This is a genomic window from Micromonospora sp. CNZ295, assembly GCF_004217535.1.
Genome location: NZ_SHKZ01000001.1, coordinates 5,805,163 through 5,830,539 on the forward strand (window position 1 = coordinate 5,805,163; position 25,377 = coordinate 5,830,539).

The following is a 25,377-nucleotide window of genomic DNA, read 5'->3' on the forward strand; positions in this document are numbered from 1 at the left end:
GCGCCGACCCGGGGTCAGGTCGGGGGGCGCCACTGGGCGGCCGTCGCGGCGGCGCTGCCGAGCAGGCGCGGGGTGAGGGTGCCGAGGGCGGCGTCTCGCGCGCGCAGGGCCAGGCGGCCGCGGGCCTGGAGCACCGCCGACATGCGGCGGGTCTGCCGGACCACCGCCGCCGCGCGGGGCCGGCGCGCCCGGTCGTACGCGGCCACCGCGTCCGGCAGCCGGGATTCCCGGACCAGCGCGGCGAGCGTCGCGGCGTCCTCGAAGGCGAGGCAGGCACCCTGCCCGAGGTGCGGCGGCATGGCGTGCGCGGCGTCACCGAGCAGCACCACCCCGCCCGGGCCGGCCGGGAAGCCGTACGCGCGGGGCAGTGGCCGCAGCTCGCGGATCTCCCGCTGGACCAGGTCGGCCGGGTCGGTGGCGTCGAGCAGGTCGGCGATCGGCGCGGGCCAGCCCGCGTACCAGCGGCGCAACAGGGCGAGCTGGGTCTCCGGCGGCTCCGGCCGGGGCGCGCCGGCCGCGGTCGCCACCCAGTAGATGCCGCCCCGGCTGGACGCCCCCGAGGAGCCGCGCTCGCCGAGCGAGGCGGACACGAAGCGGTAACCGGCGCCGAGGACCTCCCCGGTGACGGGGACGTCGGCCGGCAGCCGTGGCGCCCGGTACCAGGGGATCACCGCCCGCCACGCGGCGCAGCCGGAGCTGACCACCGCCGCCTCGGGCGCGAGCTGCGCACGGACCACGCTGTCGACACCGTCGGCGGCGACCACCAGGTCGGCCTCGACGGTCACCCGACCGTCGCCGACCGAGGGGCGGGCGCCCCGCTCGGCGCGCACGGTACGCACCGTCACGCCGGTCCGCAGCTCGACCCCGTCCCCCAGCCCGGCGATGAGCGCGTCGTGCAGGTCCTCGCGGTGCACCACGACCGGCGTCCGGTCGGCCGGCCCGGAGCGGGGCGGCACGAGCCAGTGGCCGTCCGGGCGGCGCACGCCGCCGTCGGGCAGCGGCGTGGCGATCGCGTCGAGCCCGGCGCCGAGGCCGAGGGCGTGCAGCGCGCGTACGCCGTTGGGCCAGAGCACCACGGCGGTGGGTTCCGGACGGATCCGGTCGGCGCGCTCGACGAGGGTGACCTGCCAGCCCGAACGCGCCAGCGCGCCCGCGACCGCGAGGCCACCGATGCCGGCGCCGACCACGACCGCGCTGCGCATGCGGCCCTCCCCGCTCAGCTGTCGCGGTCGGCGGGGCGGGTGCCGGCGGCGTCCGCCGCCCCGGCCTCCCCGTCGCTCGCCGACCGGCGCGCCGGCTCGGGCGCCCGGTCGGCCGCGTCGGTCGTCCGGTCGACGTCGGTGGTCCCGTCCCCGTCGGTCGTCCCGTCGGTGCCGGCGGACCGGTCGGCGTCGGTCGTGCCGTCGGCGTCGGTTCCGGTCCCGGTTTCGGTCTCGGTCGCGTTCTCGGTCTCGGTCTCGGTCTCGGTCGACGGCACCTCGCCGGTCTCCCGCCAGCGCCGGAACTCCTCCTCGCCGACCACCCGGTACCCCTCCGGCGCCGCCGACCGGGAACCCGCCTCCCGCGCCGACAGGTCGACCTGGGACACGTCCGAGTCGGGGGCGGGCGTCGCCGCCGCGCCGACCGGGATCAGGTACTCGCGAGGGCCGCGCACCCGCAGGAAGTAGACCAGCGCGGCGAGGAAGACGACGGCCGCGGTCCAGACGTTCAGCCGGACGCCGAGGATCGTGTTCGCCTCGTCGGTGCGCATCATCTCGATCCAGAACCGGCCGGCGGTGTAGCCCATCACGTACAGGGCGAAGGCCCGGCCGCGGCCCAGCTTCAGCCGGCGGTCGAGGAGCAGGACCAGGGCGGCGACGCCCAGGTTCCACAGCGCCTCGTAGGCGAAGGTCGGGTGGTAGAGCCCTTCCTCGAGGATGGGCTGCCCGGCGTCGTCGCGCAGCGCCCGGCCCGGGTTGTCCGGGTCCATCCGGTGGATCTCCAGGCCCCACGGCAGGGTGGTGCGGCCGCCGTACAGCTCGTTGTTGAACCAGTTGCCGAGCCGGCCGATCGCCTGCGCCAGGGGCAGGCCGGGGGCGGCGGCGTCGGCCACCACCGCGAACGGGATGCCGAGCTGCCGGGCGGCGAACCACGCGCCGAGCGCGCCGCCGGCGACCGCGCCCCAGATACCGAGACCGCCCTCCCAGACGGCGAACACCTTGAGCCAGTTGCCGCCGGTGCCGAAGTACTTCTCCGGCGAGGTGATCACGTGGTAGACGCGGGCGCCGATGATGCCCGCCGGCACCGCGTACAGCGCGATGTCGAGCACCGCGCCGGGGGCGACCCCGCGCCGGCGCAGCCGTCGCTCGGTGACCCAGCAGGCCACCACGATGCCGGCGATGATGCAGAGCGCGTACGCGCGGAGCGGGACGGGGCCCACCTGCCACACGGCGGTGGTCGGACTCGGCAATGCCGCCAGGGGTGTCTGCGAGGCGAGGGTCACGGGTGCACAGGCTACCGCCGATCGGCCCTCGCGTGGCACCCCGGTCCGCCGGGCGATCGCCATTCCATGACTTCCGGTCGGCACCGCCGTAGGCTCGACTGTCATGAGCGCGCTCACCTGGGCGGTCGCCGCCGTCGTCACCGACGGTGCCGGGCGGGTGCTGCTCTGCCGGCAGGGCGAGCGGCGGTACGCGCTGCCCGGCGGGCGGCTGCGCCCCGGGCGGAGCCCGGCGCGCGCGGTGACCCGCGACATCCGGGTCGAGACCGGCTGGGATGTCGAGGTGGTCGACCTGGTCGGGCTCTACCACCTGACCGAGCCGGGAATGCCCCCGGCCGGGCGCGGCGGCCCGCTGCCCGACGTGCTCGTGCACGTCTTCCGCGCCCGGGCGCTCGGGACGGCGCCGGCGGACGCTCCGGTCGGCGGCTGCCGACTCTCCTGGCACGACCCGTCGGAGCTGCCCGGGACGCTGACGCCGGCGACGCGCGCCGCCCTGACCGACGCCCTGGCAGGGCGCAGCGGCGTACTCCACACCGTCCCCCCATCCCCCCCATCCCCCGCATCCCCCGCCCGCACCCCACCCCCGCGCCCGCCAGCGCCGGTCGATCATGGGCTCATGGTGGGAACAGAACGGGATGGACCGGGCGCAACACCCACCACAACTCCATGATCGACGCGGCGGTGGGTGACCGGGGACGGGTTACGGGGTGCGGACGCCGGTCGCCAGTTCGGCGCTGAGGGCGCGGAGGGCGGTCAGGCCCGACGCGAGGTCCGGGACGTCCAGGAGGCAGCGGACCAGGGCGCTGCCGACGATGACGCCGTCGGCGTACCCGGCCACCGTGGCGGCCTGCTCGCCGCTGCTGACGCCCAGCCCGACGCCCACCGGCACGTCGGTGACCTCCCGGAGGCGCGACACCAGCACCGGCGCCGCCTCGGAGGTCTGTGCCCGGGCGCCGGTCACCCCCATGAGCGCCGTCGCGTAGACGAAACCGCGGCAGTGCTCGGCGGTCATCCGCAGCCGGGCGTCGGTCGAGGACGGCGAGACGAGGAACGTCCGGTCCAGCCCGTGCGCGTCCGAGGCGGCCAGCCACTCCTGCGCCTCGTCGGGGATCAGGTCGGGGGTGACCAGCCCGGTCCCGCCGGCGGCGGCGAGATCCCGGGCGAACGCGTCGACGCCGTACTGCTCGACCGGGTTCCAGTAGGTCATCGTCACCACCGGCGCGCCGGTCGCGGCGACCGCCTCGACGACGCGCAGCGCGTCGGCGACCCGGACGCCACCGGCCAGCGCGATGTCGCTCGCCTTCTGGATGACCGGCCCGTCCATCACCGGGTCCGAGTACGGGATCTCCAGCTCGATGACGTCCACGCCGGCCTCGACCATGGCGGTCATCGCGGCGATGCTCCCCTCGACCGTGGGGAACCCGGCCGGCATGCAGCCGACCAGGACCGCCCGGCCGTCAGCCCGTGCCTTGTCGAACGCGACCCCGATCCGACTCACGCTCGTCACTCCTTGTCGAGGATGCCGAAGTACTCGCCGGCGGTGTGCACGTCCTTGTCACCCCGGCCGGAGAGGTTGACCACCACGACCGGCTCGCGCCCCAGCTCGGCGGCGAGCTTCGGGGCGATCGCGACGGTGCCGGCCAGCGCGTGCGAGCTCTCGATCGCGGGGATGATGCCCTCGGTGCGGCAGAGCAGCTCGAACGCGGCCATCGCCTCCGCGTCGGTCACCGGCAGGTAGCTGGCCCGGCCGGTGTCGTGCAGCCAGGCGTGCTCCGGCCCGACGCCCGGGTAGTCCAGCCCCGCGGAGATCGAGTGCGACTCGACGGTCTGGCCGTCGGCGTCCTGGAGCACGTACGTGCGGGTGCCGTGCAGCACGCCCGACGACCCGCCGGTGATGCTCGCGGCGTGCCGGCCGGTCGCCACGCCGTCGCCGCCGGCCTCGAAGCCGTACAGGCGCACGTCCGGGTCGCCCACGAACGCGTGGAAGATGCCCAGCGCGTTGGAGCCGCCGCCGACGCAGGCGGTGACCGCGTCGGGCAGGGCGCCGGTGAGGTCGAGGCACTGCTGGCGCGCCTCGTCGCCGATGCCGCGCACGAAGTCGCGGACCATGGCCGGGAACGGGTGCGGGCCGGCGGCGGTGCCGATCAGGTAGTGCGTGTCGTCGACGTTGGCGACCCAGTCGCGCATCGCCTCGTTCATCGCGTCCTTGAGGGTGCGCGACCCGGTGGTGACCGGCACGACGGTGGCCCCCAGCATCCGCATCCGGGCCACGTTCAGCGCCTGCCGCCGGGTGTCGACCTCGCCCATGTAGACCACGCACTCGAGGTCGAACAGGGCGGCGGCGGTGGCGGTGGCCACCCCGTGCTGGCCGGCGCCGGTCTCGGCGATGACCCGCTTCTTGCCCATCCGCTTCGTCAGCAGGGCCTGGCCGAGCACGTTGCGCACCTTGTGCGCGCCGGTGTGGTTGAGGTCCTCCCGCTTGAGCAGGACCCGCGCGCCGACCTTCGCGGAGAGCCGCCGGGCCTCGTACAGCAGGGACGGGGTGCCGGCGTAGTCCCGCAGCAGGGCGGCGAACTCGGCCCGGAACGACTCGTCGGCGACCGCCGTGCGCCACGCCCCGTCGAGCTCGTCCAGCGCGGCCACCAGGGCCTCGGGGACGAACCGGCCGCCGAAGCGGCCGAAGTGCCCGGTGGCGTCCGGGTACGAACCGGTCGGGGCCGGCGCGTCGACGCTCATCGCGGCTCCTCTCGCTGCGGGCCCGGGGCGTTCAGCGCACCGGGCGGGGTGTCGCCGGGTGGTTGCCGGCGTTGACCAGTTCGGCCACCGCCTCGCGGGGACTCTTCTGGGTGACCAGACCCTCGCCCACCAGGACCGCGTCGGCGCCGGCCGAGGCGTACCGGATGAGGTCGTGCGGGCCGCGCACCCCGGACTCGGCGATCTTGACGACACTGCTGGGCAGGCCGGGCGCGATCCGCTCGAACACCGAGCGGTCGACCTCCAGGGTACGCAGGTCGCGGGCGTTGACCCCGATGACCTGCGCCCCGGCCTCCAGCGCCCGGTCGGCCTCCTCCTCGTCGTGCACCTCGACCAGCGCGGTCATGCCGAGCGACTCGATCCGCTCGAGCAGGCCGACCAGCGCGTTCTGCTCCAGGGCGGCGACGATCAGCAGCACCAGGTCGGCGCCGTGCGCGCGGGCCTCGTGCACCTGGTAGCTGGAGACCACGAAGTCCTTGCGCAGGACCGGGACGTTGACCGCGGCCCGGACGGCGGCGAGGTCGTCCAGCGAACCGCCGAACCAGCGCCCCTCGGTGAGCACGCTGATCGCCCGGGCGCCGCCGGCCGCGTACTCGCCGGCGAGGTCGGCCGGGTCGGCGATCTCCGCCAGCCGTCCCTTCGACGGCGAGGAACGCTTCACCTCGGCGATCACCGCCACGCCCGGCTTGCGCAGGGCCGCGTACGCGTCCAGCGGAGGCGGTGCGGCGGCGGCCAGCTCGCGGATGCGCTCCAGCGGCACCTGCTCCTGCCGCCGGGCCACGTCCTCGCGTACGCCGGCCAGGATCTCGTCGAGCACACTCCCGGGCTTCGCCGGACCGGCGTCGGCCCCTTCCGCGTGCGCATGCTCAGCAGTCACCAACGGACTCCCCTCTCCGGGTGTCATGGGCCGATGCTAGGGGGCGTCGCCGGACGCCGACCGCAGGGGGTATGGCGCTCCTCACGAAATGGGCTGCGGCATAATGCCCGACTTCGGGTGAGGACCGGATCACGTACGGCCACCACGCCCAGCCGCGGGGCGTGGCCGACCGGCGCCGGAAGAATCACCCAGGACATCGACGTCATGCTATCTGGGTGCGGATCCGGCCGGGGGCGGCGCGTGGCCCGGCGACGTCGCTCACGGACGCCGCCACGACGGCCGTCGATGTTGTGAGCAAGCTCAAGGACGAACGGCCCTTCCCTGGCCAGGGCCCAGGCCGGAGAGTTGACCCGGCGGTCACGTCAGCGAAACGTGAGCCGACGAGCATGTCCCTCGGGCAGACTCGACCTGGCGTCCGCCCGAGTCACCAGAACGATCCGTACGGGGTTGACATGAGCACTGAGAGCATCGGCCTCACCACCATCTCCCGTACCGTCGCGTCGCTGGCCGTCGGTGTGGTGCACACGCTCGAGCGGGCCGTGATCGGCGAGGGGCGCATGCGTACCGCCCGGGGCAACGCGTGGGAGGCGGTCTGCGCCGACCGCGCCCGAGCCGACCAGCGGGCCGAGCTGGACCGCCTGGTCGCCGAACTGGCCGCGGCCCGCGCCGCCGCCCGTGACCGCCGGCCGGCTCGCGACCGGCAGCCGGTGGGCTGAGCCCGGCCGCGGGCCGATGCCCGCCGCCGCCCGGAGGCCGCCGGAGGCCCGACCGCCCGCGCCGGGCGGTCAGTCGTCCGTCGGGTCCTCGCCGCGGTCCAGCGCGTCCCACGCCTCCGCGGTGCGGCGACCGGTCACCGGGCCCGCGACCGGCGCCGGCTCCGGCGTCCGGGCCCGCCGCTCGTAGCGGGCGCCCATCGCCGGCCACCGCGCGCCCCGGGCCACGGTCAGCAGGCCGCCGGCCGCGGCGAGCACGCCACCGAGCAGGCAGAGCAGGGGCCACTGGCGGTCGACCTCGCCGGCGAACGCCGCGCCCAGGCCGTAGCCGCCGCCGGCCGCCACCGCCGCCCCGAGCACCGCCAGCAGGCCGCCGAGCAGCCGCCGCGCCCGCCCCCGGGTGGCCAGCACCGCTCCGCAGCCGGCCAGCGCGACCAGGGCCAGCGCGGGCAACCAGGGCAGCAGGTCGGCGCCGGTGCGGGCCTCCCGGACCGGCGGCAGCGGCGCCGGGCGGGGCGTCAGCTCGACCGCCCAGCCGCGGGTCGCCGCCCACACCGCGAGGCCCGCGCCGGCCAGGCCGAGCAGCATGGCGTACGTCAGCTCACGCCGGCCCGCCAGGTCACTCCTCGCGCTCACCGGACCGCCATTTCGTTCGCGACTGCGGGGCTCGCAAGCTCACTCCTCGCGCTCACCGGACCGCCTTTCGTTCGCGACTGCGGGGCTCGCAAGCTCACTCCTCGCGCTCACCGGGCGGCCCGGAGCGTCTCGGCGGCGGCGATCGCGGCCAGCACGGCGGCGGCCTTGTTCCGCGTCTCCTGGTCCTCGGCGGCCGGGTCGGAGTCGGCCACCACCCCGGCGCCGGCCTGCACGTACGCGCGCCCGTCGCGCATCAGCGCGGTGCGGATCGCGATCGCCATGTCGAGGTCGCCGCCGAAGCCGAAGTAGCCGACCGTCCCGCCGTAGAGACCGCGCCGCACCGGCTCCAGCTCCTCGATGATCTCCATGGCCCGCACCTTCGGCGCTCCGGAGAGCGTGCCGGCCGGGAAGGTCGCGGCGAGCGCGTCGAAGGCGGTGCGATCGTCGGCGAGCGTGCCGACCACCGTGGAGACGATGTGCATGACGTGGCTGTACCGCTCGATGGTGGCGAACTCGGGCACCTCGACCGTGCCCGGCCGGCAGACCCGGCCCAGGTCGTTGCGGCCCAGGTCGACCAGCATCACGTGCTCCGCCCGCTCCTTCGGGTCGCCGAGCAGCTCGGCGGCGAGCCGGGCGTCGGCCTCCGGGGTGCCGCCGCGGGGCCGGGTGCCGGCGATCGGGTGCAGCAGCGCCCGCCGCTGCCCGTCGGCCTCGGTGGTCACCTTCAGGTGCGCCTCCGGCGACGACCCGACGATGTCGAAGCCGTCGAAGCGCAGCAGGTACATGTACGGGCTGGGGTTGGTGGTGCGCAGCACGCGGTACACGTCGAGCGGGTCGGCGGAGGTCGCCCGCTCGAAGCGCTGGGCGAGGACGATCTGGAAGCACTCGCCGGCGCGGATCGCCTCCTTCGCCTCCTCCACCGCCTTCGGGTAGCCGCCCTCGGGCGTACGGCAGCGCACCTCCCCCGCGGGCGCGCGGTCGACCGTGGAGATCATCGGCGGGATCGGCCGGGACAGCGCCGTGGTCATCGCGTCCAGCCGCCCGACCGCGTGGTGGTACGCCGCGGCGACCGCCGCCTCGCGGTCCGGCGCGTCCGGCGGCGGGAGGATCGCGTTGGCCACCAGGATCGCCGAGCCGTCGTAGTGGTCGAGCACCACCAGGTCGGTGGCGAGCAGCATGCCCAGCTCGGGCACGCCGAGGTCGTCCTCGGTGCGCTCGGGCAGCCGCTCGAAGCGCCGGACCAGATCGTACCCGAGGTAGCCGACCATGCCGCCGGTCAGCGGCGGCAGGCCCGCGTCGGCGGCCGGGCCGGCCAGCGCCGCGACGGTCTCCCGCAGCACGGTCACCGGGTCGCCGCCGGTGGGCAGCCCGGCCGGCGGCCGGCCCGCCCAGACCGCCGAGCCGTCCCGCTCGGTCAGGGTGGCGACGCTGCGGACGCCGATGAACGAGTACCGGGACCAGGCCATCCCCGCCGAGCCGACGCCCTGCTCGGCGGACTCCAGCAGGAAGGTGCCGGGGCCGCCGGCCAGCTTCCGGTAGACGCCCACCGGCGTCTCCGCGTCGGCGAGCAGCCGCCGGGTGACCGGGACCACCCGCCACCGGGCGGCCAGTTCCGCGAAGGTGCTCTCGTCCGGGCTCACCCTGCCGTCGGTCATGCCTCGACCTGCCCTTCGTTCCCGAGCACGCCGGCCACCGGAAGCTCGGTGTGGAAGCACGTGCGCTGCCCGGTGTGGCACGCCGGGCCGACCTGGTCGACGCTGACCAGCAACGCGTCGCCGTCGCAGTCGAGGGCGACCGAGCGGACGTACTGATGGTGGCCGGAGGTGGCGCCCTTGACCCAGTACTCGCGGCGGCTGCGGGACCAGTAGGTGGCCCGGCCGGTGGTGAGCGTGCGGTGCAGCGCCTCGTCGTCCATCCAGGCGACCATCAGCACCTCGCCGGTGTCGTGCTGGCGGACCACGGCGGCGACCAGGCCGTCCGGGGTGCGCCGCAGGCGGGCGGCGATGGCCGGATCCAGGCGGGAGGGCCGGACCGGGCCGGAGGCAGCGCGGGTCACCGGGGCGTCAGGTACGGGCACAGTCAGCCATTCTCCCGTACGCCGCCCGGCGGACGGAGCGGGCTCCCGCGAGGTGGGCCTTGCTAACCGGGCAGAATTTCACCTACCGTTGAGTTCAACAGACGATGAGTTTCGGGGAGGTGTGCGATGGAGGACGCCGTCGCCGTCCGTGACCTGGTCGTGGACCGGGGCGGGCGGCGGGTGCTGCACGGGATCGGCGCGACGGTGCCGCGCGGGACCGTGACCGGCCTGCTCGGGCCGAGCGGCAGCGGAAAGACCACCCTCATGCGGGCGCTGGTCGGCGTGCAGCTGGTCACGTCCGGCACGGTGACCGTGCTCGGGCGCCCGGCCGGCGCCCCGGAGCTGCGCCAACGGGTCGGCTACCTGACCCAGGCGCCGAGCGTGTACGCGGACCTGACCGTCCGGGAGAACGCCCGCTACTTCGCGGCGCTGCACGGCCGGGGTCAGGCCGACGCCGACCGGGCGATCGCCGACGTCGGTCTCGCCGACGCGGCCACCCAGCTGGTCGGCACCCTCTCCGGCGGCCAGCGCAGCCGGGCGTCGCTGGCCTGCGCGCTGGTCGGCGACCCGGAGCTGCTGGTCCTGGACGAGCCGACGGTCGGGCAGGACCCGGTGCTCCGGGCCGAGCTGTGGGCCCGGTTCCACGCGATGGCCGCGACCGGCACCACCCTGCTCGTCTCCAGCCATGTCATGGACGAGGCGGCCCGCTGCGACCGGCTGCTGCTGATCCGCGAGGGCCGGCTGATCGCCGACGACACCCCGGACGCGGTACGCGCGAGCACCGGCGTCGACGACCTGGAGGAGGCGTTCCTGCGGATGATCCGCGCGAGCGAGGCCGGACGGGAGACGTCATGAATCCACGCATCCTCGCGGCCACCACCGGCCGCATCCTGCGCCAGCTGCGCCACGACCGGCGTACCGTCGCGCTGCTCGTGCTCGTGCCGGCGGTGCTGCTCGCGCTGGTCTACTACATGTTCGTCGACCAGCCGGCGCCGCCGGGCGGGCCGTCGCCCTTCGACCGGATCGCGCTGGTGATGCTGGGGTTCTTCCCGTTCATCATCATGTTCCTGGTGACCAGCATCGCCATGCTGCGCGAACGCACCACCGGCACGCTGGAGCGGCTGCTGACCACCCCGCTGGGCAAGCTCGACCTGCTCTTCGGGTACGGCATCGCGTTCGGCCTGGCCGCCGTGGTGCAGGCGGCGGTCGCGTCGGCCGTGGCGTACTGGCTGTTCGGGCTGGAGACGGCCGGCAGCGCCGGGCTGGTCATCCTGATCGCGGCCGTCAACGCGATCCTCGCCGTCGCGCTCGGACTGTTCTGCAGCGCCTTCGCCCGCACCGAGTTCCAGGCCGTACAGTTCATGCCGGTCGTGGTGGCCCCGCAGCTGCTGCTCTGCGGGCTGTTCGTGCCGCGGGGCGAGATGGCCGGCTGGCTCCAGGCGGTCAGCGACGCGCTGCCCCTGTCGTACGCCGTCGAGGCGCTGCAGGAGGTCGGGGCCAACGCCGAGCCGACCGGCACGATGTGGCGCGACCTGGCGATCGTGGGCGGCGCCGCGGTGCTGGCGCTGGTGCTCGCCGCGGCCACCCTGCGGCGGCGCAGCGGCTGAGCGGCTCGCCGCCGCCGGTCCCCCGGGTCCGGCGGCGGCGCACGGCCGGCGGAGACCCACCTACGGCGACGAGCGAAGGGCGGCGATGAGGCGGCGGACCGGACGGCGACCGGGCAACCCGGACACCCGGGAGGCGATCCTGGCGGCGGCGCGGACGGCGTTCGCCGAGCGGGGCTTCGACAAGGCGTCGATCCGCGCCATCGCCGGCGAGGCCGGGGTGGATCCGGCGCTGGTGCACCACTACTTCGGCAGCAAGGACAAGCTCTTCCTGACCGCGATGAACGCGCCCGCCGATCCCCGGGAACTGCTGCCGAAGGTGCTCGCCGGTGACCGCGACGGCATCGGCGAGCGGCTGGTCCGGATGTTCCTCGGCCTGTGGGACTCGCCGGCCGGCACCGCCGGGGTGGCCCTGCTCCGCTCGGCGGTGAGCAACGAGTGGACGGCCCGCCTGCTGCGCGAGTTCCTGACCACCCAGGTGCTGCGCCGGGTCCTCGACCACCTCGACCTCGACCCGGCGGAGGTGCCGCTGCGCGGGTCGCTGGTGGCCAGCCAACTGGCCGGCCTGGCCATGATGCGGCACGTCATCAAGCTGGAGCCGGTCGCGTCCGCCGACCCGGAGACCCTGGTCGCCGCGATCGCCCCCACCATCCAGCGCTACCTCACCGGCCCCCTGACCAGCTGACCAGTTCCTCGCCGAGCATGGAGTTCCGGTGGTCGCGAATCGCCATATCCGTCACCTGTCCGGCACCACAACTCCGTGATCGGCGCGGGTGGGCGGGCGCGGTTCACGCGTGGTCGTGGGCGGTATGGAGCACTGGGTGCAGCACGCGCGCCAGGTCGGATTCGCCGGCCAGCGGCGTCGGGAACGTCAGGCGCGCGCGTCGTGGGGCACCACGCCGGCCGTAGGTGACGAGCAGCCCGTAGCGGTCGATGCGCACGACCCGCGGCGCGGCGCCGGCGTCGCCGAGGCCGAGCTGCCGGCGCAGGTACCCGGACAGCTGGTCGGCGTGGTGGTCGGCGAGGTCGGCCAGCAGCGCCGCCTCGACGGGGTGCAGCGGATCCGGCTCGGCCTCGGCGTACGCCTCGGGGTCGATCCGGCGCACCGAGCCGGCGCGTTCCCAGCGGGCCTCGACCACCTCGAAGCGGTGCAGCCGGAACCGGGTGCCGACGTCGAGCAGGTCGCCGGTGGGGTCCACGGCAGCGAAGTCGACCGCCGCGGCGCGCGCCTCGACGCCGTGCAGCTGCCGGGCCCAGCCGGAGACCCAGGCGCGGCCGAGCGTGGGTGCCCCGGCGGCCGGCGGCAGGTCCAGCACGTCGAGCACGGCCGCCACCTCGCCGCCGCCGTCGACGGGCCGGAGCGCGGCGGCGAGGTCGCTGACGACCGGCACCAGCAGCAGCACGCGGCCGTCCGGGTCGGTGACGTGCCGGACGTGGTGCGGGCCGGGCCGGTGGGCCACGTGGACGAGGCCGGGCAGCCGGCCCGCGACGAGGGTGCGGACGATCTCCGCCGGGCTGGGCCGCATGGCACGACCTCCTCAGTAGGTTAGGCTCACCTAACTCGGAGGGTAGAGCACCGGCCCCGCCACGTCTACCGGGTCTGCTCCAGCCAGGAGGCGTAGAGCTGCGCGTACACCGACTCGGGGTCGCGCACCAGCTCCTCGTGCGGGCCGCGCTGCACGATCCGGCCCCGGTCCACCACGATCACCTCGTCGGCCGCCTGCGCGGTCGACAGCCGGTGCGCGATGGCGAGCGTCGTCCGGCCCCGGGTCACCGCGTCCAACGTGCGCTGCAGCCGCACCTCGGTGGCCGGGTCGACCGCGCTGGTCGCCTCGTCGAGGACCAGCAGGTCGGGGTCGGCGACGTACGCCCGGGCCAGCGCGACCAGCTGCCGCTCCCCCACGCTCAGCGCCTCGCCCCGCTCCCCGACCGGCGTGTGCACGCCGGCCGGGAGGCCGTCCAGCCAGTCCGCCAACCCCAGCTCGGAGAAGGCGGCGGTCAGCTGCTCGTCGGTCAGCTCCGGACGGGCGAACCGGACATTCTCCCCGACGGTGGCGTCGAACAGGAACCCGTCCTGCGGAACCATCACCACCCGCGAGCGCAGCGAACCGAACCGCACCTGCCGCAACGGCACCCCGGAGAGCAGCACGTCGCCCTCGGTCGGGTCCATCAGGCGGGTGAGCAGCTTCGCGAACGTCGTCTTGCCGCTACCGGTCTCGCCGACCACCGCCACCCGGCTCTTCGCCGGGATCTCCACGTCGATGTCGTGCAGCACCGGCACCCCGCCCGGGTACGCGAACCCCACCCCGGCGAACCGGATGTCCAGCGGGCCCGGCGGCAGCTCCCGGCCCTGCTCGCCGGGGTCGGCGACGTCCGGGGCGACGTCCAGCACGTCCAGCACCCGGCGCCAGCCGGCGATCGCGTTCTGCGCCTCGTTGAGCACCTCGGTGGCGATCTGCACCGGCTGGATGAAGAGCGTGACCAGGAACAGGAACGCGGTCACCTCGCCGATGCTCAGCGTGCGGTCGGCGCCCAGCAGCACGCCCAGCACGACCACGCCGGCGAGCGCGATCCCGGCGGCGATCTCCCCGACCGAGCTGCCCAGGATGCTGATCCGGATCGCCTTCTGCTGGGCCTGCCGCTGGTTGTCGATCGCCTCGTCGAGCCGGCGGGCGGTGCGCCCGGAGATCCCGTACGCCCGGATCACCGGCGCGCCCACCACGCTCTCGGCGATCGCGCCGAGCAGCGTGCCGGTGCGCTGCCGCACCACCCCGTACGCCCCGGCCAGGCGCCGCTGGAGCAGCCGGATCACGAACACCGCCGGGCCGAACGCCACGTACACCACGAGGGTCAACTGCCAGGAGTACGCGAGCATCACGGCCGTGGTCACCACCAGCTGACCCAGGTTGATCAGCAGGATCACGCCGCCCCACTGGAGGAACTGGGTGATCTGGTCGACGTCGCTGGTCACCCGGGACACCAGCGAGCCGCGCCGCTCGGACTGCTGGTGCAGCATCGACAGGTCGTGCACGTGCCGGAAGGCGCGTACCCGGACGTTGGCCAGCGCGGTCTCGCTGACCGTGAACAACCGGCGCATCATCAGGTAACCGCAGGTCGTGGTGACCACGAGCACCGCGGCGGTCACGGTCACGACCGTCCACACCACGGTCAGGTCCAGGCCACCGGCGATCCCGTTGTCGATGCCCTGCTGCACGGCCACCGGCACGGCCGCCCGGCCGACCATGAAGACCAACGCCAGGCCGATCGTGCCGGCCAGGCCGACCCGCAGCTCCGGGGAGAGCGCCAGGCCGCGCCGCAGCGTGCGCCAGGTCGACTCGGTTGCCTCCGGTGCCTCCGGCGCCTCCGAGACCGTCACCGGTCCACCTCCAGTTCGAGGCCGGACGCCAGCGGCGGCGTGGCCTCGTCGTCGTACGTGCGCTGCTGGGCCTGCTCCACCTCGGCCTGCTCGTAGGCGGTCACCAGGTCGGCGTAGGCGGGAACGGTGGCCAGCAGCTCGGCGTGGGTGCCCCGGGCGACCACCCGGCCCTGCTCCAGGTAGATCACCTCGTCGGCGAGCGCGATGGTCGCCCGGCGGTACGCGACCACCAGGATCGACGCGGCCGCCGACCCGCCGGCCGACGACCGGAGCCCGGCCAGGATCGCCGCCTCCACCCGGGGGTCGACGGCGCTGGTGGCGTCGTCCAGCACCAGCAGGCGCGGTCGACCGGCGAGGGCCCGGGCCAGGGTGAGCCGCTGCCGCTGCCCGCCGGAGAGCGAGGTGCCCCGCTCACCGACGTGGGTGTCCAGCCCGTCGGGGAGGGCGGCGACGAAGCCGTCGGCCTCGGCCAGCCGCAGCGCCGCCCAGACGTCGTCGTCGCCGATGCCGGGCCGGTCCAGGGTGATGTTCGCCCGGACCGTGTCGTCGAAGACGAACGGCACCTGCGCGACGAGCGCGGCGGTGCGGGCCAGCGAATCCGCGGTGAGGTCCCGCACGTCGACGCCGTCGATCGCGACCGTGCCGGCGTGGGGGTCGACCAGCCGGACGGCGAGGGAGGCGATCGTGGACTTCCCGGCGCCGGTCGGCCCGACCAGCGCGACGGTCTTCCCCGCCGGCACCGTGAAGCCGACCTCGCCGAGCACCTCGGTGCCGGGCAGGTGGGCCTCGGCCGGCTCGTACGCGAAGTGCACGTCGCGGAAGGTGAGCGTGGCCGGCCGCGGGTCGGCCGGGTCGAGCACGGTGTCGCCGTACGGCATCTCGCCGGTCGCGTCGAGCACCCGCCGGACCCGGTCCCAGCCGGCGACGCTGCGCGGCAGCTCGGCCAGCACCCAGCCGATGGCGCGCACCGGGAACGCCAGCACGGTGAACAGGAACGCCACGCTGACCAGCTCGGCGACGCTGATCGCGCCCTGCCGCAGCCGGACGGTGCCGACCACCAGCACGGCGAGGGTGCCCAGGCTGGGCAGGGCCTCCAGCATCGGGTCGAAGACGCCGCGCAGCCGCCCGACGGAGACCAGGGCGTCGCGCAGCTCGCGGGCGCGGCCGGCGAACCGTTCGGTCTCCTGTGCCTCCCGGCCCATGGTCTTGACCACCAGCGCGCCGTCGAAGCTCTCGTGGGCGATGCCGCTCACCTCGGCGCGCAGCCGCTGCGCGCGGGCCTGCCGCGGCGCCATCCGCCGGGAGTAGACGACGTTGAGCGCGAAGAGCGCCGGGAAGACGCCCAGGCCGACCAGAGCGAGCGCCCAGTCGGTGACGAACAGCGACGCCACCGCGCCGACCAGCATCACCAGCGTGCCGACGGCGAACGGCAGGGGCGCGATCGGGTACCAGGCGGCCTCGACGTCGGAGTTGGCGTTGGCCAGCAGGGTGCCGGTGGCGTTGCGGTGGTGCCAGGACAGCGGCAGCTCCAGGTAGCGGCGGGTGACCCGGCGGCGGTAGGCGGCCTGCAGGCGGAACTGCATGTAGCCGGCGCCGAGCCGGCGGCCGAAGATCCCGACCACCCGCAGCACGCTGATGCCGAACAGCGCGGCGGCGGCCAGGGCGAGCACCCCGGCCTCGGCCCGTCCGTCGGCGATCGCCGGCACGACCACGTCGCCCACCACCGCGCCGACCACGAACGCGCTGGCGATGACCATCAGCCCGAACAACACACTGCCGGTCACCGCGACCGCGAAGATCCTCGGTTGTTCCCGGATCGCCCGGCCGAGGACGACCAGCCCCCGCCAGAGCACGTCCCGACTCGTACCGCTCGCCACGCTCTCCCCCGCCGTAAGCCGCAATTATCTCTCCCATCCTTACGCGTGGGGGCCCGGGCCGCCGCACCGGGACGACATGTCCGCCGTCACCCCGCCGGCGGGTGGGGCGGGGCCCACCGGTCACCCCGTCGCGGCGTTCCGGCGCGCCGGCACCGGACGCAGGCCCTACGATCGACGCCATGCCGCGGTACGCCCGATCGGAGCGCGAGTCGCTCGCCGATCTCTTCCAGACAGTGGGACCGGAAGCGCCGACGCTCAACGAGGGCTGGAGCACCCGCGACCTCGCCGCCCACCTGGTGCTGCGGGAGCGGCGCCCGGACGCCGCCGGCGGCATCTTCCTACCGCCGCTGCGCGGGTACGCCGAGCAGGTCCGCCGGCGGCTCGCCGCCGGCCCGTGGGAGCAGCTGGTCGAGCAGGTGCGCCGCCCGCCGGTGTGGAGCCCGGTCAGCAACCCGCTGACCGACGAGATCGCCAACACGATGGAGTTCTTCATCCACCACGAGGACGTCCGCCGCGCCGGCTCCGGCTGGCAGCCCCGGGACCTGCCCGCCGGGTTGCAGCAGGCGCTGTGGCGACGGGCGGGCGGGCTGGCCCGGCTGGCGCTGCGCCGCTTCCCGGCCACCGTGCTGGTGCAGGCGCCGGGGCACGGCGAGCGGTCCGCCGGCCGGGGCGGCGAGCCGATCCGGGTCGTGGGCGCGCCCGGGGAGCTGGTGCTGTTCCTGACCGGCCGGCAACGCGCCGCGCGGGTGCAGGTCGACGGCGCGGCGGCCCTGGCGGACCGGCTGCGCGGCGCCCGCCTGGGCCTATGAGGCTCGGTACGGCGATGGCCACACGCATGAGTGGGATTCCCTCGACCCACTGATCGCATCCGATGCCTGCCTCCCGTACGCTGTGCCGCGCCGCCACCCTCCCGGCGGCGCGACAGGGGGACGCATGCGGGCCTTCGCGGTCTCTGCGCTTCGGGAACCTCCCTTCCCCGCCGGACGCCACGTCGACACCGAGCGGGTGGGCGGGGAGAGTGTCACGTGGGCGCGACGCTTCGGTCTGGTCACCAGCGGGCACCGACTGCGCCGGGCCGACGCCGCCGGCCTCGCCGGACGCGCCTGCCCCGTCGGTCCGACCGACCGCCTGCGCCTGCTGGCGGACCTGATCTCCTGGCTGTTCGTCATGGACGACACCTGTGACGAGGACGGGCTCGGCGCGGCGCCGACCCGGCTGGCCCCCACCGTCGCGGCCCTGCTCGACGTGCTGGACCGGCACGGCGACCCGCGGGCGGCGCTGCCGACCGGGGTCGGGCCGCTGGGCGAGGCCCTGGACGACCTCTGTCGCCGGGTCCGCGACGCCGGCCCGCCGGACCTGCTGCGGCGCTTCACCAGCCAGGTCCGCACCTACCTGCTGTCGCTGCTGTGGGAGGCGGCCAACCGGGAGAAGGGCCGGGTGCCGCTGGCCCGCGAGTACGTGCAGATGCGCCGGCACACGGGCGCGGTCCAGCCCAGCTTCACCCTCACCGACCTCGCCGCCGGCGGCCTGCCCGGCCCGGAGCGGTGCGCTGATCCGGACCTGGCCGCGCTCGACCTGCTCGCCGCCGACCTGGTCTGCTGGTGCAACGACCTCTTCTCCTACGGCAAGGAGAACCGCGGCAGCCGGGACGCGCACAACCTGGTCACCGTGCTCGCCGAGACCTCCGGCGGCGACGAGGCGGTGGCCCTGCGGGCGGCGGCGGACCGGTTCAACCAGGCGCTGTCGGCGTACCTGGAGGCGGAGGCGGCGCTCCGGACGGAGGGGGACGAGGCGCTGCGCGTCGTGCTGGACAGCCGCCGCAACTGGATCCGGGCCACCTACGACTGGTCCCGGACGGCCGCCCGGTACGCCTGACCGGCGCGTTCCGACTTCCGGGACGGCGACCCGCCCGGGGCGTGGAGGGCTAGCCGATGCCCGAGGGAAGGCAATACTCTTCGGTAACGCACATTGGCGTGACAGCCGTCACGCCACCACCCCCGAAGGCGGCTACAGCGATGGCTCTCGATGTACCGTACCGTTCCATCCCTGACATGTTCCTGAAGCGTGTCGCGGCGACCCCCGACCGCCGCGCCTTCGCTTACCCGGCCCCGGACGACTCGGGGCCGATCTGGTTGAACTGGGAGCAGGTGGCCCAGCGTGCCAAGGCGATCGCCGCCGGGCTGCACGGCCTGGGCGTCGGTCAGGAGGATCCGGTAGCGATCCTGGCGAACACCCGGCTCGACTGGGTGCTCGCCGACCTCGGCATCATGTGTGCCGGCGGCGCGACCACCACCATCTACCCCACGACCGAGCCGGAGGACGCGACGTACATCGTCGCGGACTCGGGCTCGCGGGTGCTGTTCGCGGAGAACCCGGCCCAGGCCGAGAAGCTCGTCGGCGCCGACCTGCCGGCGCTGACCCATGTGGTGCTCTTCGACGGTGCGGCCGACCCCGCGGCGCAGATCCCCCAGCTCACCCTCGCCGAGCTGGAGGAGAAGGGCCGCGCGGCGCTCGCCGCCGAGCCGGATCTGATCGACATGCTGGTGGCCGGGATCGGCCCGGACCACCTGGCCACCCTGATCTACACCTCCGGCACCACCGGCCAGCCCAAGGGCGTCGAGCTGCTGCACGGCGGCTGGTGCTGGGAGGGCGTCGCGCAGGCCGAGCTGGGGCTGCTCCGCGAGGACGACCTGCAGTACCTGTGGCTCCCGCTGTCGCACTCGTTCGGCAAGACGCTGCTCTGCGGCGCCGTCCACGTGGGTCTGCCGACCTACGTCGACGGCCGGGTCGACAAGCTCGTCGACCTGCTCGCCGTGGTCAAGCCGACGCTGATGTGCGGCGCGCCGCGGGTCTTCGAGAAGGTCTACAACCGGGCGGTCACCACCGCGCAGGGCGCCGGCGGCGCGAAGGCCAAGATCTTCGCCTGGGGCGTCGGCGTCGGCAAGGAGAAGGTCGCGCTGGAGCAGGCCGGCAAGCCGGTCCCGCTGGGCCTCCGGCTGAAGTACGGGGTGGCCGAGAAGCTCGTGTTCAGCAAGCTCCAGGCGCGCCTCGGCGGGCGGATCCGGGTGCTCGTCTCGGGCGCCGCCCCGCTCAGCCCCGAGATCGCGACCTTCTTCGCCGCCGCCAACCTGCCGATCTCCGAGGGCTACGGTCTCACCGAGACCAGCGCCGGCAACTTCGTCAACCCGCCGGACGGCCTGCGCATCGGCACCGTCGGCAAGGCGATGGGCGACCTGGAGTGCCGCATCGACACCGACGGTGAGATCCTGATCAAGGGTCGGCCGGTCATGCGCGGCTACCACAACCTGCCCGAGGAGACGGCCGCGGCGTTCACCGAGGACGGCTTCTTCCGCACCGGCGACATCGGCACGCTCGACGAGAACGGGTACCTGCGGATAACCGACCGCAAGAAGGACCTGGTCAAGACGTCGGGCGGCAAGTACATCGCCCCGTCGCACATCGAGGGGATGTTCAAGGCGACCTGCCCGTACACGTCCCAGGCGATGGTGATCGGTCAGGCGCGCAACTACTGCACGATGCTGGTCACCCTCGACCCGGACGCGATCAAGGGCTGGGCGGCGGGCACGCCCCTGGAGGGCCGCAGCTACGCCGAGATCGTCTCCTCGCCCGAGGCGCAGGCGATGGTCGAGGAGTACGTCGCGCAGCTCAACGGCAAGCTGAACCGGTGGGAGACGATCAAGAAGGTCACCATCCTGCCGCGCGACCTGACCATCGAGGACGGCGAGATCACCCCGTCGCTGAAGATCAAGCGGCGCGGTGTGGAACAGAACTTCGCCGCCGAGATCGACAAGATGTACGAGGGGACGCTCGCCGAGCTCTGACGGCCCGACCGATCGGCCCCGCACCCGCCCCGGGTGCGGGGCCGATGCCTCGTCACAGGTGGTGGCCGCGCCACGCGGTCTGCTCGGCCTCGGCCGCGAGCTGCTCCTCCAGCGCCACCGCCCGGACCTCCCGGCGCAGCGGCGCGTCGACGGCGGTCTGGACGGCGACCACCACCACGGTGGTCGACGCGAGCAGGAACAGGTCGACCATCTCCGGCAGCGGCGCCACCACCGGCACGAGCGCGAGGACGAGCAGCACGGCCGTCACCGCCGGCCAGCCCACGGACCGGAGCACCCGGCGGCGGAGCGCCGCCAGACCGGACAGGTAGAGCGCCACGCCACCGTAGAGCGCCAGCAGGTCGAAGCCCGGTAGCGGCAGCCCCCACACCCCGGTGGCCGGCTCGGCGCCCTCCTCCAACAGGCCCTTCAAGCCGAGGGCGAACAGGATGATCCCGCTCACCAGCACGAGGTGCAGATAGGTGTAGGCGTCCCGGGCCAGCCCGGCGCGGGCCCGCTGCTCCCGGGTGCGGTGCAGGGCCTGCTCGCAGGCCAGCGCGAGCGTGTCGAAGTACGCCCACCACAACGCGGCCACCACGGCGATGCCGATCACCGCCGCGATGATGACCGGCCAGGTCAGCGCGAGGCCGGCGGTCTCGCTGGGCCCGATCCCGAGCGCGATGACCGACTCGCCGAGCGCCACCAGGACGATCAACGCGTGCCGCTCGGCCCAGTGCCCGGCGGACAGCACCGTCCAGCCGGTGCCGCGTACGGCGGTGCCCACCCCGTACTCGACGGCGATGGCCGCCAGCCAGAGCCCGAACCGGACCAGTCGCTCCGTGGTCTGGTCGGCGAACCGGTCCGGCAGCACCGCCGCCAGGAGGAGGAAGCCGGTCGCCGCCAGCACCGGCAGCGTCAGCAGCAGGAAGCGGCGGCGCAGCTCGGGATCGTGCCGGACCACCCAGCCGAAGATGGTCACCTGGCTGGCCCGGACGAGGAGGTAGCAGACCGCGAAGACCAGCGGCCCGGACAGGCTGCCCGGGCGGTCCACGAACGCGTTCGGCGTGGCCACGGCGAACACGAAGGCCGCGGCCGTGGTGGCGAAGCCGACAAACGGAACGATGCCCTGGTCGGTACGGACGACGTTGCCCAGGGCCGCGAACCCGGTCCAGGCCCACCACAGCAGGCTGAGCACCAGCAGGCACTGGACCAGGCCGCGAACGGTCAGGTTGCCGGCGGTGGCCGTGGTGACGTTGAGGAACGCGAAGACGAACACCAGGTCGTAGAAGAGCTCCAGGCGGGTGGCTCGCGAGCCCGGCGCGCTCGGCCGGATGCCGCGCGGCCACGGCAGCCGGTACACGCTCTCCACCCGCGCAGTCTCCCAGCCGGCGGGTGCCCGACCGGGCCGGATCGGGCGAAGCGTACTCAGGCGATGACGGCGGGCTCGGCCCACTGCGGACGGCGCGCCCGGTCCAGGTCGTAGCGCACCGCGGCGATCCGGCCGACGGCCTCCACCAGGTCGGCGGCGGGCAGGGTGAACGGCAGTCGCAGGAAGCGCTCCAGCGTCCCGTCCAGGCCGAACCGGGGTCCGGGCGCGAGGCGTACGCCGACCTCCTCGGCGGCGCGGGCGAGGGCGCTGGAGATCGGGCCGTCCAGCTCCGCCCAGAGGGTGACCCCGCCGTGCGGCACGGTGACCCGCCAGTCCGGCAGGCGCTCGGCGAGGGCGCCGAGCAGCGCGTCGCGCTGGGCGGTGAGCTGCGCCCGGCGGGCCGCCACGATCGCCGGCGCCTGGGCGAGGAGGTGGACGGCGACCAGCTGGTCCAGCACCGGGCTGGCCATGTCCACGCCGACCCGGGCGGCGGCGAGCCGCTGCACCTGCGGGGCGGACGCCCGGATCCAGCCGATGCGCAGCCCACCCCAGAACGGCTTGCTCATCCCACCGACGGTGACCACCCGGGAGTGCCGGTCGAAGCTCGCCGCCGGCGGCGGGACCAGCGTGCCGTCCAGCGGCAGGTCCACGAACGACTCGTCGATGACCAGGTCGGTGCCGACGGCGTGGGCGGTGGCGACCAGCCGTTCCCGCAGTTCCGCCGGCATCAGGTGGCCGGTCGGGTTCTGGAAGTCCGGGATCAGGTAGGCCAGTTTGGGCCGGCCCTGGCGCAGGGTGCCGAGCAGGAGGTCGGCGTCCCAGCCGGGCTCGCCGAGGGCGAGACCGTGGGTGGTGATCCGGGCCCGCCGGGCGGCCAGCGCGGCGAGCGCGTTCGGGTAGCTGGGGGCCTCGACCAGCACGCTCCCGCCGGGGGTGTGCGCCAGCCGGAGCACCAGGTCCAGGGCGTGCTGGGTGCCGTTGGTGACCATGATCTGCTCGGGCGAGGTGGGCAGGCCCCGCTCGGCGTACGCGTGGGCGATCGCCTCCCGCAGCTCGATGACGCCGGTCGGGTGGTAGCCCGCCCCGCCCAGGTAGCGGGGCAGGTCCTCGGCGGCGGCCCGGGCGGCGGGCAGCAGCTCCGGCGGTGCGGCCAGTGCGGCGACCCCGAGGTCGATCATGTCGCGGTCGTCGAGCGGGGTCCAGAGGCCGCTGCCGGCCATCCGGTGGTTGCCGGGGAGCATCGTCCAGCTGCCGGCGCCCCGCCGGCTGGCGAGGTGGCCGCTCTCCCGCAACTCCCGGTACGCCGCGGTGACCGTGGTCCGGCTGATCCGCAGCGACTCGGCCAGCTCGCGTTCGGCCGGCAGGCGTACTCCGAGCGGCAGGCGACCGTCGGCCAGCAGGCCCCGGACGGCGGCGGCCAGGGCGGCGTAGTCCGGGCTGCGCCGGCGGCCGGGGAGGGCGTGCCACTGACCGAGGAGCCGGGCCAATTGGACTCCGCGCACCTGACTGGTCATGGGCCACTCCCGCGATATTGGCTCTTCAACACCATCAATTGGACCCTAGAGTGGCACGCGTGGCACCGATTGGCAATCTCCGGTACCGGCCGACGCGACGGCTGACCCAGCTCTACGCCGGGCTCGTGCTCTACGGCCTGAGCATGGCCCTCATGATCCGCTCGGGCCTCGGCCTCGACCCGTGGGACGTCTTCCACCAGGGGCTCTCCGAGCTGACGGGGCTGTCCTTCGGCACCGTGACCATCGCGGTCGGTGCGCTGGTTCTGCTGCTGTGGATCCCGCTGCGCCAGCGCCCGGGCCTCGGCACGGTCAGCAACGTCGTCGTGATCGGGCTCGTGGTCGACGCGGCGCTGCCGCTGCTGCCGGCGGACCTGCCGCTCGCCGCCCGGGCCGCCCTGCTCGCCGCCGGCATCGTCGCCAACGGCGCGGCCACCGGGCTCTACATCGGCGCCCGGCTCGGCCCCGGCCCCCGCGACGGCCTGATGACGGGCTTCGTCGCCCGCCGGCCGGGCCTCTCGATCCGGCTTGTGCGTACCACCATCGAGGTCACCGTGCTGGCGCTGGGCTGGCTGCTCGGCGGCACGGTCGGCGTGGGCACGGTGGCGTACGCCCTCGCCATCGGTCCGCTGACCCAGTTCTTCCTCCCCCGCGTGACCGTCCCCCTCCCGGCCCCACCACCCCCCGCCCCCGTACCCACCCCCTGACCAGCGATCTTGCGCTTCGACCCTCGTTTCGAGTGCTCTTCCCTTCGGTCGGGGCACGACCACGGGGAGCGGTGCGGAGGGTGAGCGCGGTGTGGCGTACCGGGGTGGGGTGTTTTCTTTCCCGCCGGGGCTCGGCAGAATCTGGCCATGGGGGAGAACCGATGGCGGTGGACCGACGCCTGGATCTTCGTCTCGTTGGTGATCGCGAGCGGTGCCGGCCGGCACCGCCGGGCGGCGTCCAGTCGCCGGCCGGAGGGGGTCCGCCTCGCCGACGTGCTCTCCACCGCCGACCACCTCAACCACGCGATCCCCGAGCGGCACGAGGTCGAGACGGCCGTCCGCCGGCTGGCCGGCGCCGGCCTGGTCAGCGTCTCCGACGGCTGGTTCCGGATCACCGCGGACGGTGAGCAACTCTGGCGCACCCGGCCCAGCGCCGGCCTGGCCACGACCGTCGACACCGTCCAGAGCGCGCTGAGCCGCCGGCACACCCCGGGCGACGCGGACTGGCATCTCGACGAGGCCGATCACGCGGCGGCGGTGCAGGAGTACGCGGTGCGGTCCATCCCGATGCCGCGGCGCTCCCCGGAGAACCACGCCCGCCAGGAGTGACCGCCGGCCCGCGCACCTTCGCGGGCGCCGGGCCGGGACGGCACGGTCAGCCGACCGGGTGGCGCGCCCGCACGCGGCCTCCTCGACCCGGCCGACGGTCAGCGGACCGGGTGGCCCGCCCCGCGCAGCGCGTCCTTGACCTGGCCGACGGTCAGCTCACCGAAGTGGAAGACGCTCGCGGCGAGCACCGCGTCCGCGCCGGCGCCGATGGCCGGCGCGAAGTGGGCGACCTCGCCCGCACCCCCGCTGGCGATCACCGGAACCTCGACCACCTCCCGCACCGCGCGGATCAGCTCCAGGTCGAAGCCGGCCTTGGTGCCGTCGGCGTCCATCGAGTTCAGCAGGATCTCGCCCGCTCCCAGCTCCGCTCCGCGCCGCGCCCACTCGACCGCGTCGATGCCGGTGCCGCGCCGCCCGCCGTGGGTGGTGACCTCGAACCCGCTGGGCGTGGTGCCGCCCGGCGCGCGGCGCACGTCCAGGGAGAGCACCAGCACCTGCCGGCCGAAGCGGTCGGCGATCTCGGCGATCAGCTCCGGCCGGGCGATCGCGGCGGTGTTCACGCCGACCTTGTCGGCGCCGGCGCGCAGCAGCGTGTCGACGTCGGCGACCTGGCGCACGCCGCCGCCGACGGTCAGCGGGATGAAGACCGACTCCGCGGTGCGGCGGACCACGTCCAGCATGGTGCCGCGGTCACTCGCGGAGGCGGTGACATCGAGAAAGGTCAGCTCGTCGGCGCCGGCCCGGTCGTACGCCGCGGCCAGCTCCACCGGGTCGCCGGCGTCGCGCAGGTCGAGGAAGTTGACACCCTTGACCACCCGCCCGGCGTCGACGTCCAGACAGGGGATGACCCGTACCGCCACCGTCATGCCCGCGAGCCTATCCAACGCCGCCCCCACCGGCGGCCGGCGTGTGAGGCCGGCCACCGGCGGGTGGCTGGTGTCAACCAGGG

At 74.8% G+C, this 25,377-nt stretch carries 24 protein-coding genes; 10 read left to right on the forward strand and 14 right to left on the reverse strand.

Features of this window, described 5'->3' with window-relative positions:
- Nucleotides 1-14: 14 nt before the first annotated feature.
- Both EV376_RS26975 and lgt read right to left on the reverse strand, forming a co-directional pair.
- On the reverse strand, nt 15-1,202 hold the full coding sequence (locus tag EV376_RS26975; RefSeq protein WP_130327772.1) for an FAD-dependent oxidoreductase: 1,188 nt from the start codon (nt 1,200-1,202) through the stop codon (nt 15-17).
- A gap of 14 nt (nt 1,203-1,216) precedes the next feature.
- On the reverse strand, nt 1,217-2,482 hold the full coding sequence (lgt, locus tag EV376_RS26980; protein WP_130327774.1) for a prolipoprotein diacylglyceryl transferase: 1,266 nt from the start codon (nt 2,480-2,482) through the stop codon (nt 1,217-1,219).
- A 103-nt stretch (nt 2,483-2,585) separates the two neighbouring features.
- On the opposite strand from lgt, the gene EV376_RS26985 reads away from it, so the two are divergent.
- Nucleotides 2,586-3,149: an NUDIX domain-containing protein gene (locus EV376_RS26985; RefSeq protein WP_130327776.1), complete on the forward strand. Its 564-nt coding sequence runs from the start codon at nt 2,586-2,588 to the stop codon at nt 3,147-3,149.
- Between the two features lie 30 nt (nt 3,150-3,179).
- On the opposite strand, the gene trpA is transcribed toward EV376_RS26985, so the two are convergent.
- From trpA to trpC, 3 genes are read right to left on the reverse strand one after another with little or no spacing between them, the layout of a single operon-like run.
- On the reverse strand, nt 3,180-3,977 hold the full coding sequence (gene trpA / locus EV376_RS26990) for a tryptophan synthase subunit alpha (RefSeq protein WP_130327778.1): 798 nt from the start codon (nt 3,975-3,977) through the stop codon (nt 3,180-3,182).
- 5 nt (nt 3,978-3,982) lie between these two features.
- Complete coding sequence (trpB, locus tag EV376_RS26995; protein WP_130327780.1) at nt 3,983-5,215, reverse strand: tryptophan synthase subunit beta; 1,233 nt, start codon at nt 5,213-5,215, stop codon at nt 3,983-3,985.
- 31 nt (nt 5,216-5,246) lie between these two features.
- Entirely contained in the window at nt 5,247-6,050 is an 804-nt protein-coding gene (gene trpC / locus EV376_RS27000) for an indole-3-glycerol phosphate synthase TrpC (protein WP_207228616.1), read from the reverse strand.
- A 512-nt stretch (nt 6,051-6,562) separates the two neighbouring features.
- On the opposite strand from trpC, the gene EV376_RS27005 reads away from it, so the two are divergent.
- The gene (locus tag EV376_RS27005; protein ID WP_130327784.1) at nt 6,563-6,826 is read left to right on the forward strand and encodes a hypothetical protein; all 264 of its coding nucleotides are present in this window, start codon (nt 6,563-6,565) and stop codon (nt 6,824-6,826) included.
- Nucleotides 6,827-6,895: 69 nt separating this feature from the next.
- Here the strand turns inward: EV376_RS27005 and EV376_RS27010 are convergent, their stop codons facing one another.
- The 3 genes from EV376_RS27010 to hisI form a co-directional block, all read right to left on the reverse strand.
- A complete protein-coding gene (locus tag EV376_RS27010; RefSeq protein ID WP_130328886.1) occupies nt 6,896-7,411 on the reverse strand; it encodes a Trp biosynthesis-associated membrane protein in 516 nt (171 codons plus the stop codon).
- 155 nt (nt 7,412-7,566) lie between these two features.
- On the reverse strand, nt 7,567-9,114 hold the full coding sequence (locus EV376_RS27015; RefSeq protein WP_130327786.1) for an anthranilate synthase component I: 1,548 nt from the start codon (nt 9,112-9,114) through the stop codon (nt 7,567-7,569).
- Complete coding sequence (gene hisI, locus EV376_RS27020) at nt 9,111-9,536, reverse strand: phosphoribosyl-AMP cyclohydrolase (protein WP_130327788.1); 426 nt, start codon at nt 9,534-9,536, stop codon at nt 9,111-9,113. Before hisI ends, EV376_RS27015 begins: the two co-directional genes overlap by 4 nt.
- Nucleotides 9,537-9,662: 126 nt before the next feature.
- Here hisI and EV376_RS27025 point away from each other — a divergent pair, with 126 nt between their 5' ends.
- The 3 genes from EV376_RS27025 (at nt 9,663) to EV376_RS27035 (ending at nt 11,825) form a co-directional block, all read left to right on the forward strand.
- Entirely contained in the window at nt 9,663-10,391 is a 729-nt protein-coding gene (locus EV376_RS27025; protein WP_130327790.1) for an ABC transporter ATP-binding protein, read from the forward strand.
- Complete coding sequence (locus EV376_RS27030) at nt 10,388-11,143, forward strand: ABC transporter permease (protein WP_130327792.1); 756 nt, start codon at nt 10,388-10,390, stop codon at nt 11,141-11,143. The genes EV376_RS27025 and EV376_RS27030 overlap by 4 nt, the downstream gene beginning before the upstream one ends.
- Nucleotides 11,144-11,228: 85 nt before the next feature.
- Nucleotides 11,229-11,825: a TetR/AcrR family transcriptional regulator gene (locus EV376_RS27035; protein WP_130327794.1), complete on the forward strand. Its 597-nt coding sequence runs from the start codon at nt 11,229-11,231 to the stop codon at nt 11,823-11,825.
- A gap of 103 nt (nt 11,826-11,928) precedes the next feature.
- Here the strand turns inward: EV376_RS27035 and EV376_RS27040 are convergent, their stop codons facing one another.
- The 3 genes from EV376_RS27040 to EV376_RS27050 form a co-directional block, all read right to left on the reverse strand.
- Nucleotides 11,929-12,666, reverse strand: a complete 738-nt coding sequence (locus EV376_RS27040; RefSeq protein WP_130327796.1) for a DUF2470 domain-containing protein — start codon at nt 12,664-12,666, stop codon at nt 11,929-11,931.
- A gap of 65 nt (nt 12,667-12,731) precedes the next feature.
- Nucleotides 12,732-14,516: an ABC transporter ATP-binding protein gene (locus tag EV376_RS27045; protein ID WP_130327798.1), complete on the reverse strand. Its 1,785-nt coding sequence runs from the start codon at nt 14,514-14,516 to the stop codon at nt 12,732-12,734.
- Entirely contained in the window at nt 14,513-16,393 is a 1,881-nt protein-coding gene (locus tag EV376_RS27050; RefSeq protein ID WP_130328887.1) for an ABC transporter ATP-binding protein, read from the reverse strand. Before EV376_RS27050 ends, EV376_RS27045 begins: the two co-directional genes overlap by 4 nt.
- Before the next feature lie 179 nt (nt 16,394-16,572).
- Between EV376_RS27050 and EV376_RS27055 the strand changes: the two genes are divergently transcribed.
- The 3 genes from EV376_RS27055 to EV376_RS27065 all read left to right on the forward strand — a co-directional run bounded on the left by EV376_RS27055 (nt 16,573) and on the right by EV376_RS27065 (nt 20,235).
- On the forward strand, nt 16,573-17,202 hold the full coding sequence (locus EV376_RS27055) for a TIGR03085 family metal-binding protein (RefSeq protein ID WP_130327800.1): 630 nt from the start codon (nt 16,573-16,575) through the stop codon (nt 17,200-17,202).
- Nucleotides 17,203-17,326: 124 nt separating this feature from the next.
- Nucleotides 17,327-18,268 (forward strand): terpene synthase family protein, encoded by a 942-nt coding sequence (locus tag EV376_RS27060; RefSeq protein WP_165438127.1) that lies wholly within the window; start codon nt 17,327-17,329, stop codon nt 18,266-18,268.
- A 140-nt stretch (nt 18,269-18,408) separates the two neighbouring features.
- Nucleotides 18,409-20,235 carry an AMP-dependent synthetase/ligase gene (locus tag EV376_RS27065; protein WP_130327804.1) on the forward strand — a complete coding sequence of 609 codons (1,827 nt, stop codon included), beginning with the start codon at nt 18,409-18,411 and terminating at the stop codon, nt 20,233-20,235.
- Between the two features lie 52 nt (nt 20,236-20,287).
- Here the strand turns inward: EV376_RS27065 and EV376_RS27070 are convergent, their stop codons facing one another.
- Nucleotides 20,288-21,601, reverse strand: coding sequence for a low temperature requirement protein A (locus tag EV376_RS27070; protein ID WP_207228443.1), 1,314 nt, complete (start codon nt 21,599-21,601; stop codon nt 20,288-20,290).
- A 56-nt stretch (nt 21,602-21,657) separates the two neighbouring features.
- Nucleotides 21,658-23,115: a MocR-like transcription factor YczR gene (gene yczR / locus EV376_RS27075; protein ID WP_130327806.1), complete on the reverse strand. Its 1,458-nt coding sequence runs from the start codon at nt 23,113-23,115 to the stop codon at nt 21,658-21,660.
- 59 nt (nt 23,116-23,174) lie between these two features.
- On the opposite strand from yczR, the gene yczE reads away from it, so the two are divergent.
- On the forward strand, nt 23,175-23,819 hold the full coding sequence (yczE, locus tag EV376_RS27080; protein WP_130327808.1) for a membrane protein YczE: 645 nt from the start codon (nt 23,175-23,177) through the stop codon (nt 23,817-23,819).
- Between the two features lie 147 nt (nt 23,820-23,966).
- Nucleotides 23,967-24,428 carry a hypothetical protein gene (locus EV376_RS27085; protein ID WP_130327810.1) on the forward strand — a complete coding sequence of 154 codons (462 nt, stop codon included), beginning with the start codon at nt 23,967-23,969 and terminating at the stop codon, nt 24,426-24,428.
- A gap of 98 nt (nt 24,429-24,526) precedes the next feature.
- Here the strand turns inward: EV376_RS27085 and hisF are convergent, their stop codons facing one another.
- Nucleotides 24,527-25,294 (reverse strand): imidazole glycerol phosphate synthase subunit HisF, encoded by a 768-nt coding sequence (gene hisF / locus EV376_RS27090; RefSeq protein WP_130327812.1) that lies wholly within the window; start codon nt 25,292-25,294, stop codon nt 24,527-24,529.
- Nucleotides 25,295-25,377: the final 83 nt, after the last annotated feature.

Bases quoted from the DNA above. Each gene is read 5' to 3' on its own strand.
- EV376_RS26975 (WP_130327772.1), bottom strand. From the start codon at position 1,202: ATGCGCAGCGCGGTCGTGGTCGGCGCCGGCATCGGTGGCCTCGCGGTC.
- EV376_RS26985 (WP_130327776.1), top strand. From the start codon at position 2,586: ATGAGCGCGCTCACCTGGGCGGTCGCCGCCGTCGTCACCGACGGTGCC.
- trpB (WP_130327780.1), bottom strand. From the start codon at position 5,215: ATGAGCGTCGACGCGCCGGCCCCGACCGGTTCGTACCCGGACGCCACC.
- EV376_RS27005 (WP_130327784.1), top strand. From the start codon at position 6,563: ATGAGCACTGAGAGCATCGGCCTCACCACCATCTCCCGTACCGTCGCG.
- EV376_RS27010 (WP_130328886.1), bottom strand. From the start codon at position 7,411: ATGCTGCTCGGCCTGGCCGGCGCGGGCCTCGCGGTGTGGGCGGCGACC.
- EV376_RS27015 (WP_130327786.1), bottom strand. From the start codon at position 9,114: ATGACCGACGGCAGGGTGAGCCCGGACGAGAGCACCTTCGCGGAACTG.
- EV376_RS27025 (WP_130327790.1), top strand. From the start codon at position 9,663: ATGGAGGACGCCGTCGCCGTCCGTGACCTGGTCGTGGACCGGGGCGGG.
- EV376_RS27030 (WP_130327792.1), top strand. From the start codon at position 10,388: ATGAATCCACGCATCCTCGCGGCCACCACCGGCCGCATCCTGCGCCAG.
- EV376_RS27035 (WP_130327794.1), top strand. From the start codon at position 11,229: ATGAGGCGGCGGACCGGACGGCGACCGGGCAACCCGGACACCCGGGAG.
- EV376_RS27040 (WP_130327796.1), bottom strand. From the start codon at position 12,666: ATGCGGCCCAGCCCGGCGGAGATCGTCCGCACCCTCGTCGCGGGCCGG.
- EV376_RS27055 (WP_130327800.1), top strand. From the start codon at position 16,573: ATGCCGCGGTACGCCCGATCGGAGCGCGAGTCGCTCGCCGATCTCTTC.
- EV376_RS27060 (WP_165438127.1), top strand. From the start codon at position 17,327: ATGCGGGCCTTCGCGGTCTCTGCGCTTCGGGAACCTCCCTTCCCCGCC.
- EV376_RS27065 (WP_130327804.1), top strand. From the start codon at position 18,409: ATGGCTCTCGATGTACCGTACCGTTCCATCCCTGACATGTTCCTGAAG.
- yczR (WP_130327806.1), bottom strand. From the start codon at position 23,115: ATGACCAGTCAGGTGCGCGGAGTCCAATTGGCCCGGCTCCTCGGTCAG.
- EV376_RS27085 (WP_130327810.1), top strand. From the start codon at position 23,967: ATGGGGGAGAACCGATGGCGGTGGACCGACGCCTGGATCTTCGTCTCG.
- hisF (WP_130327812.1), bottom strand. From the start codon at position 25,294: ATGACGGTGGCGGTACGGGTCATCCCCTGTCTGGACGTCGACGCCGGG.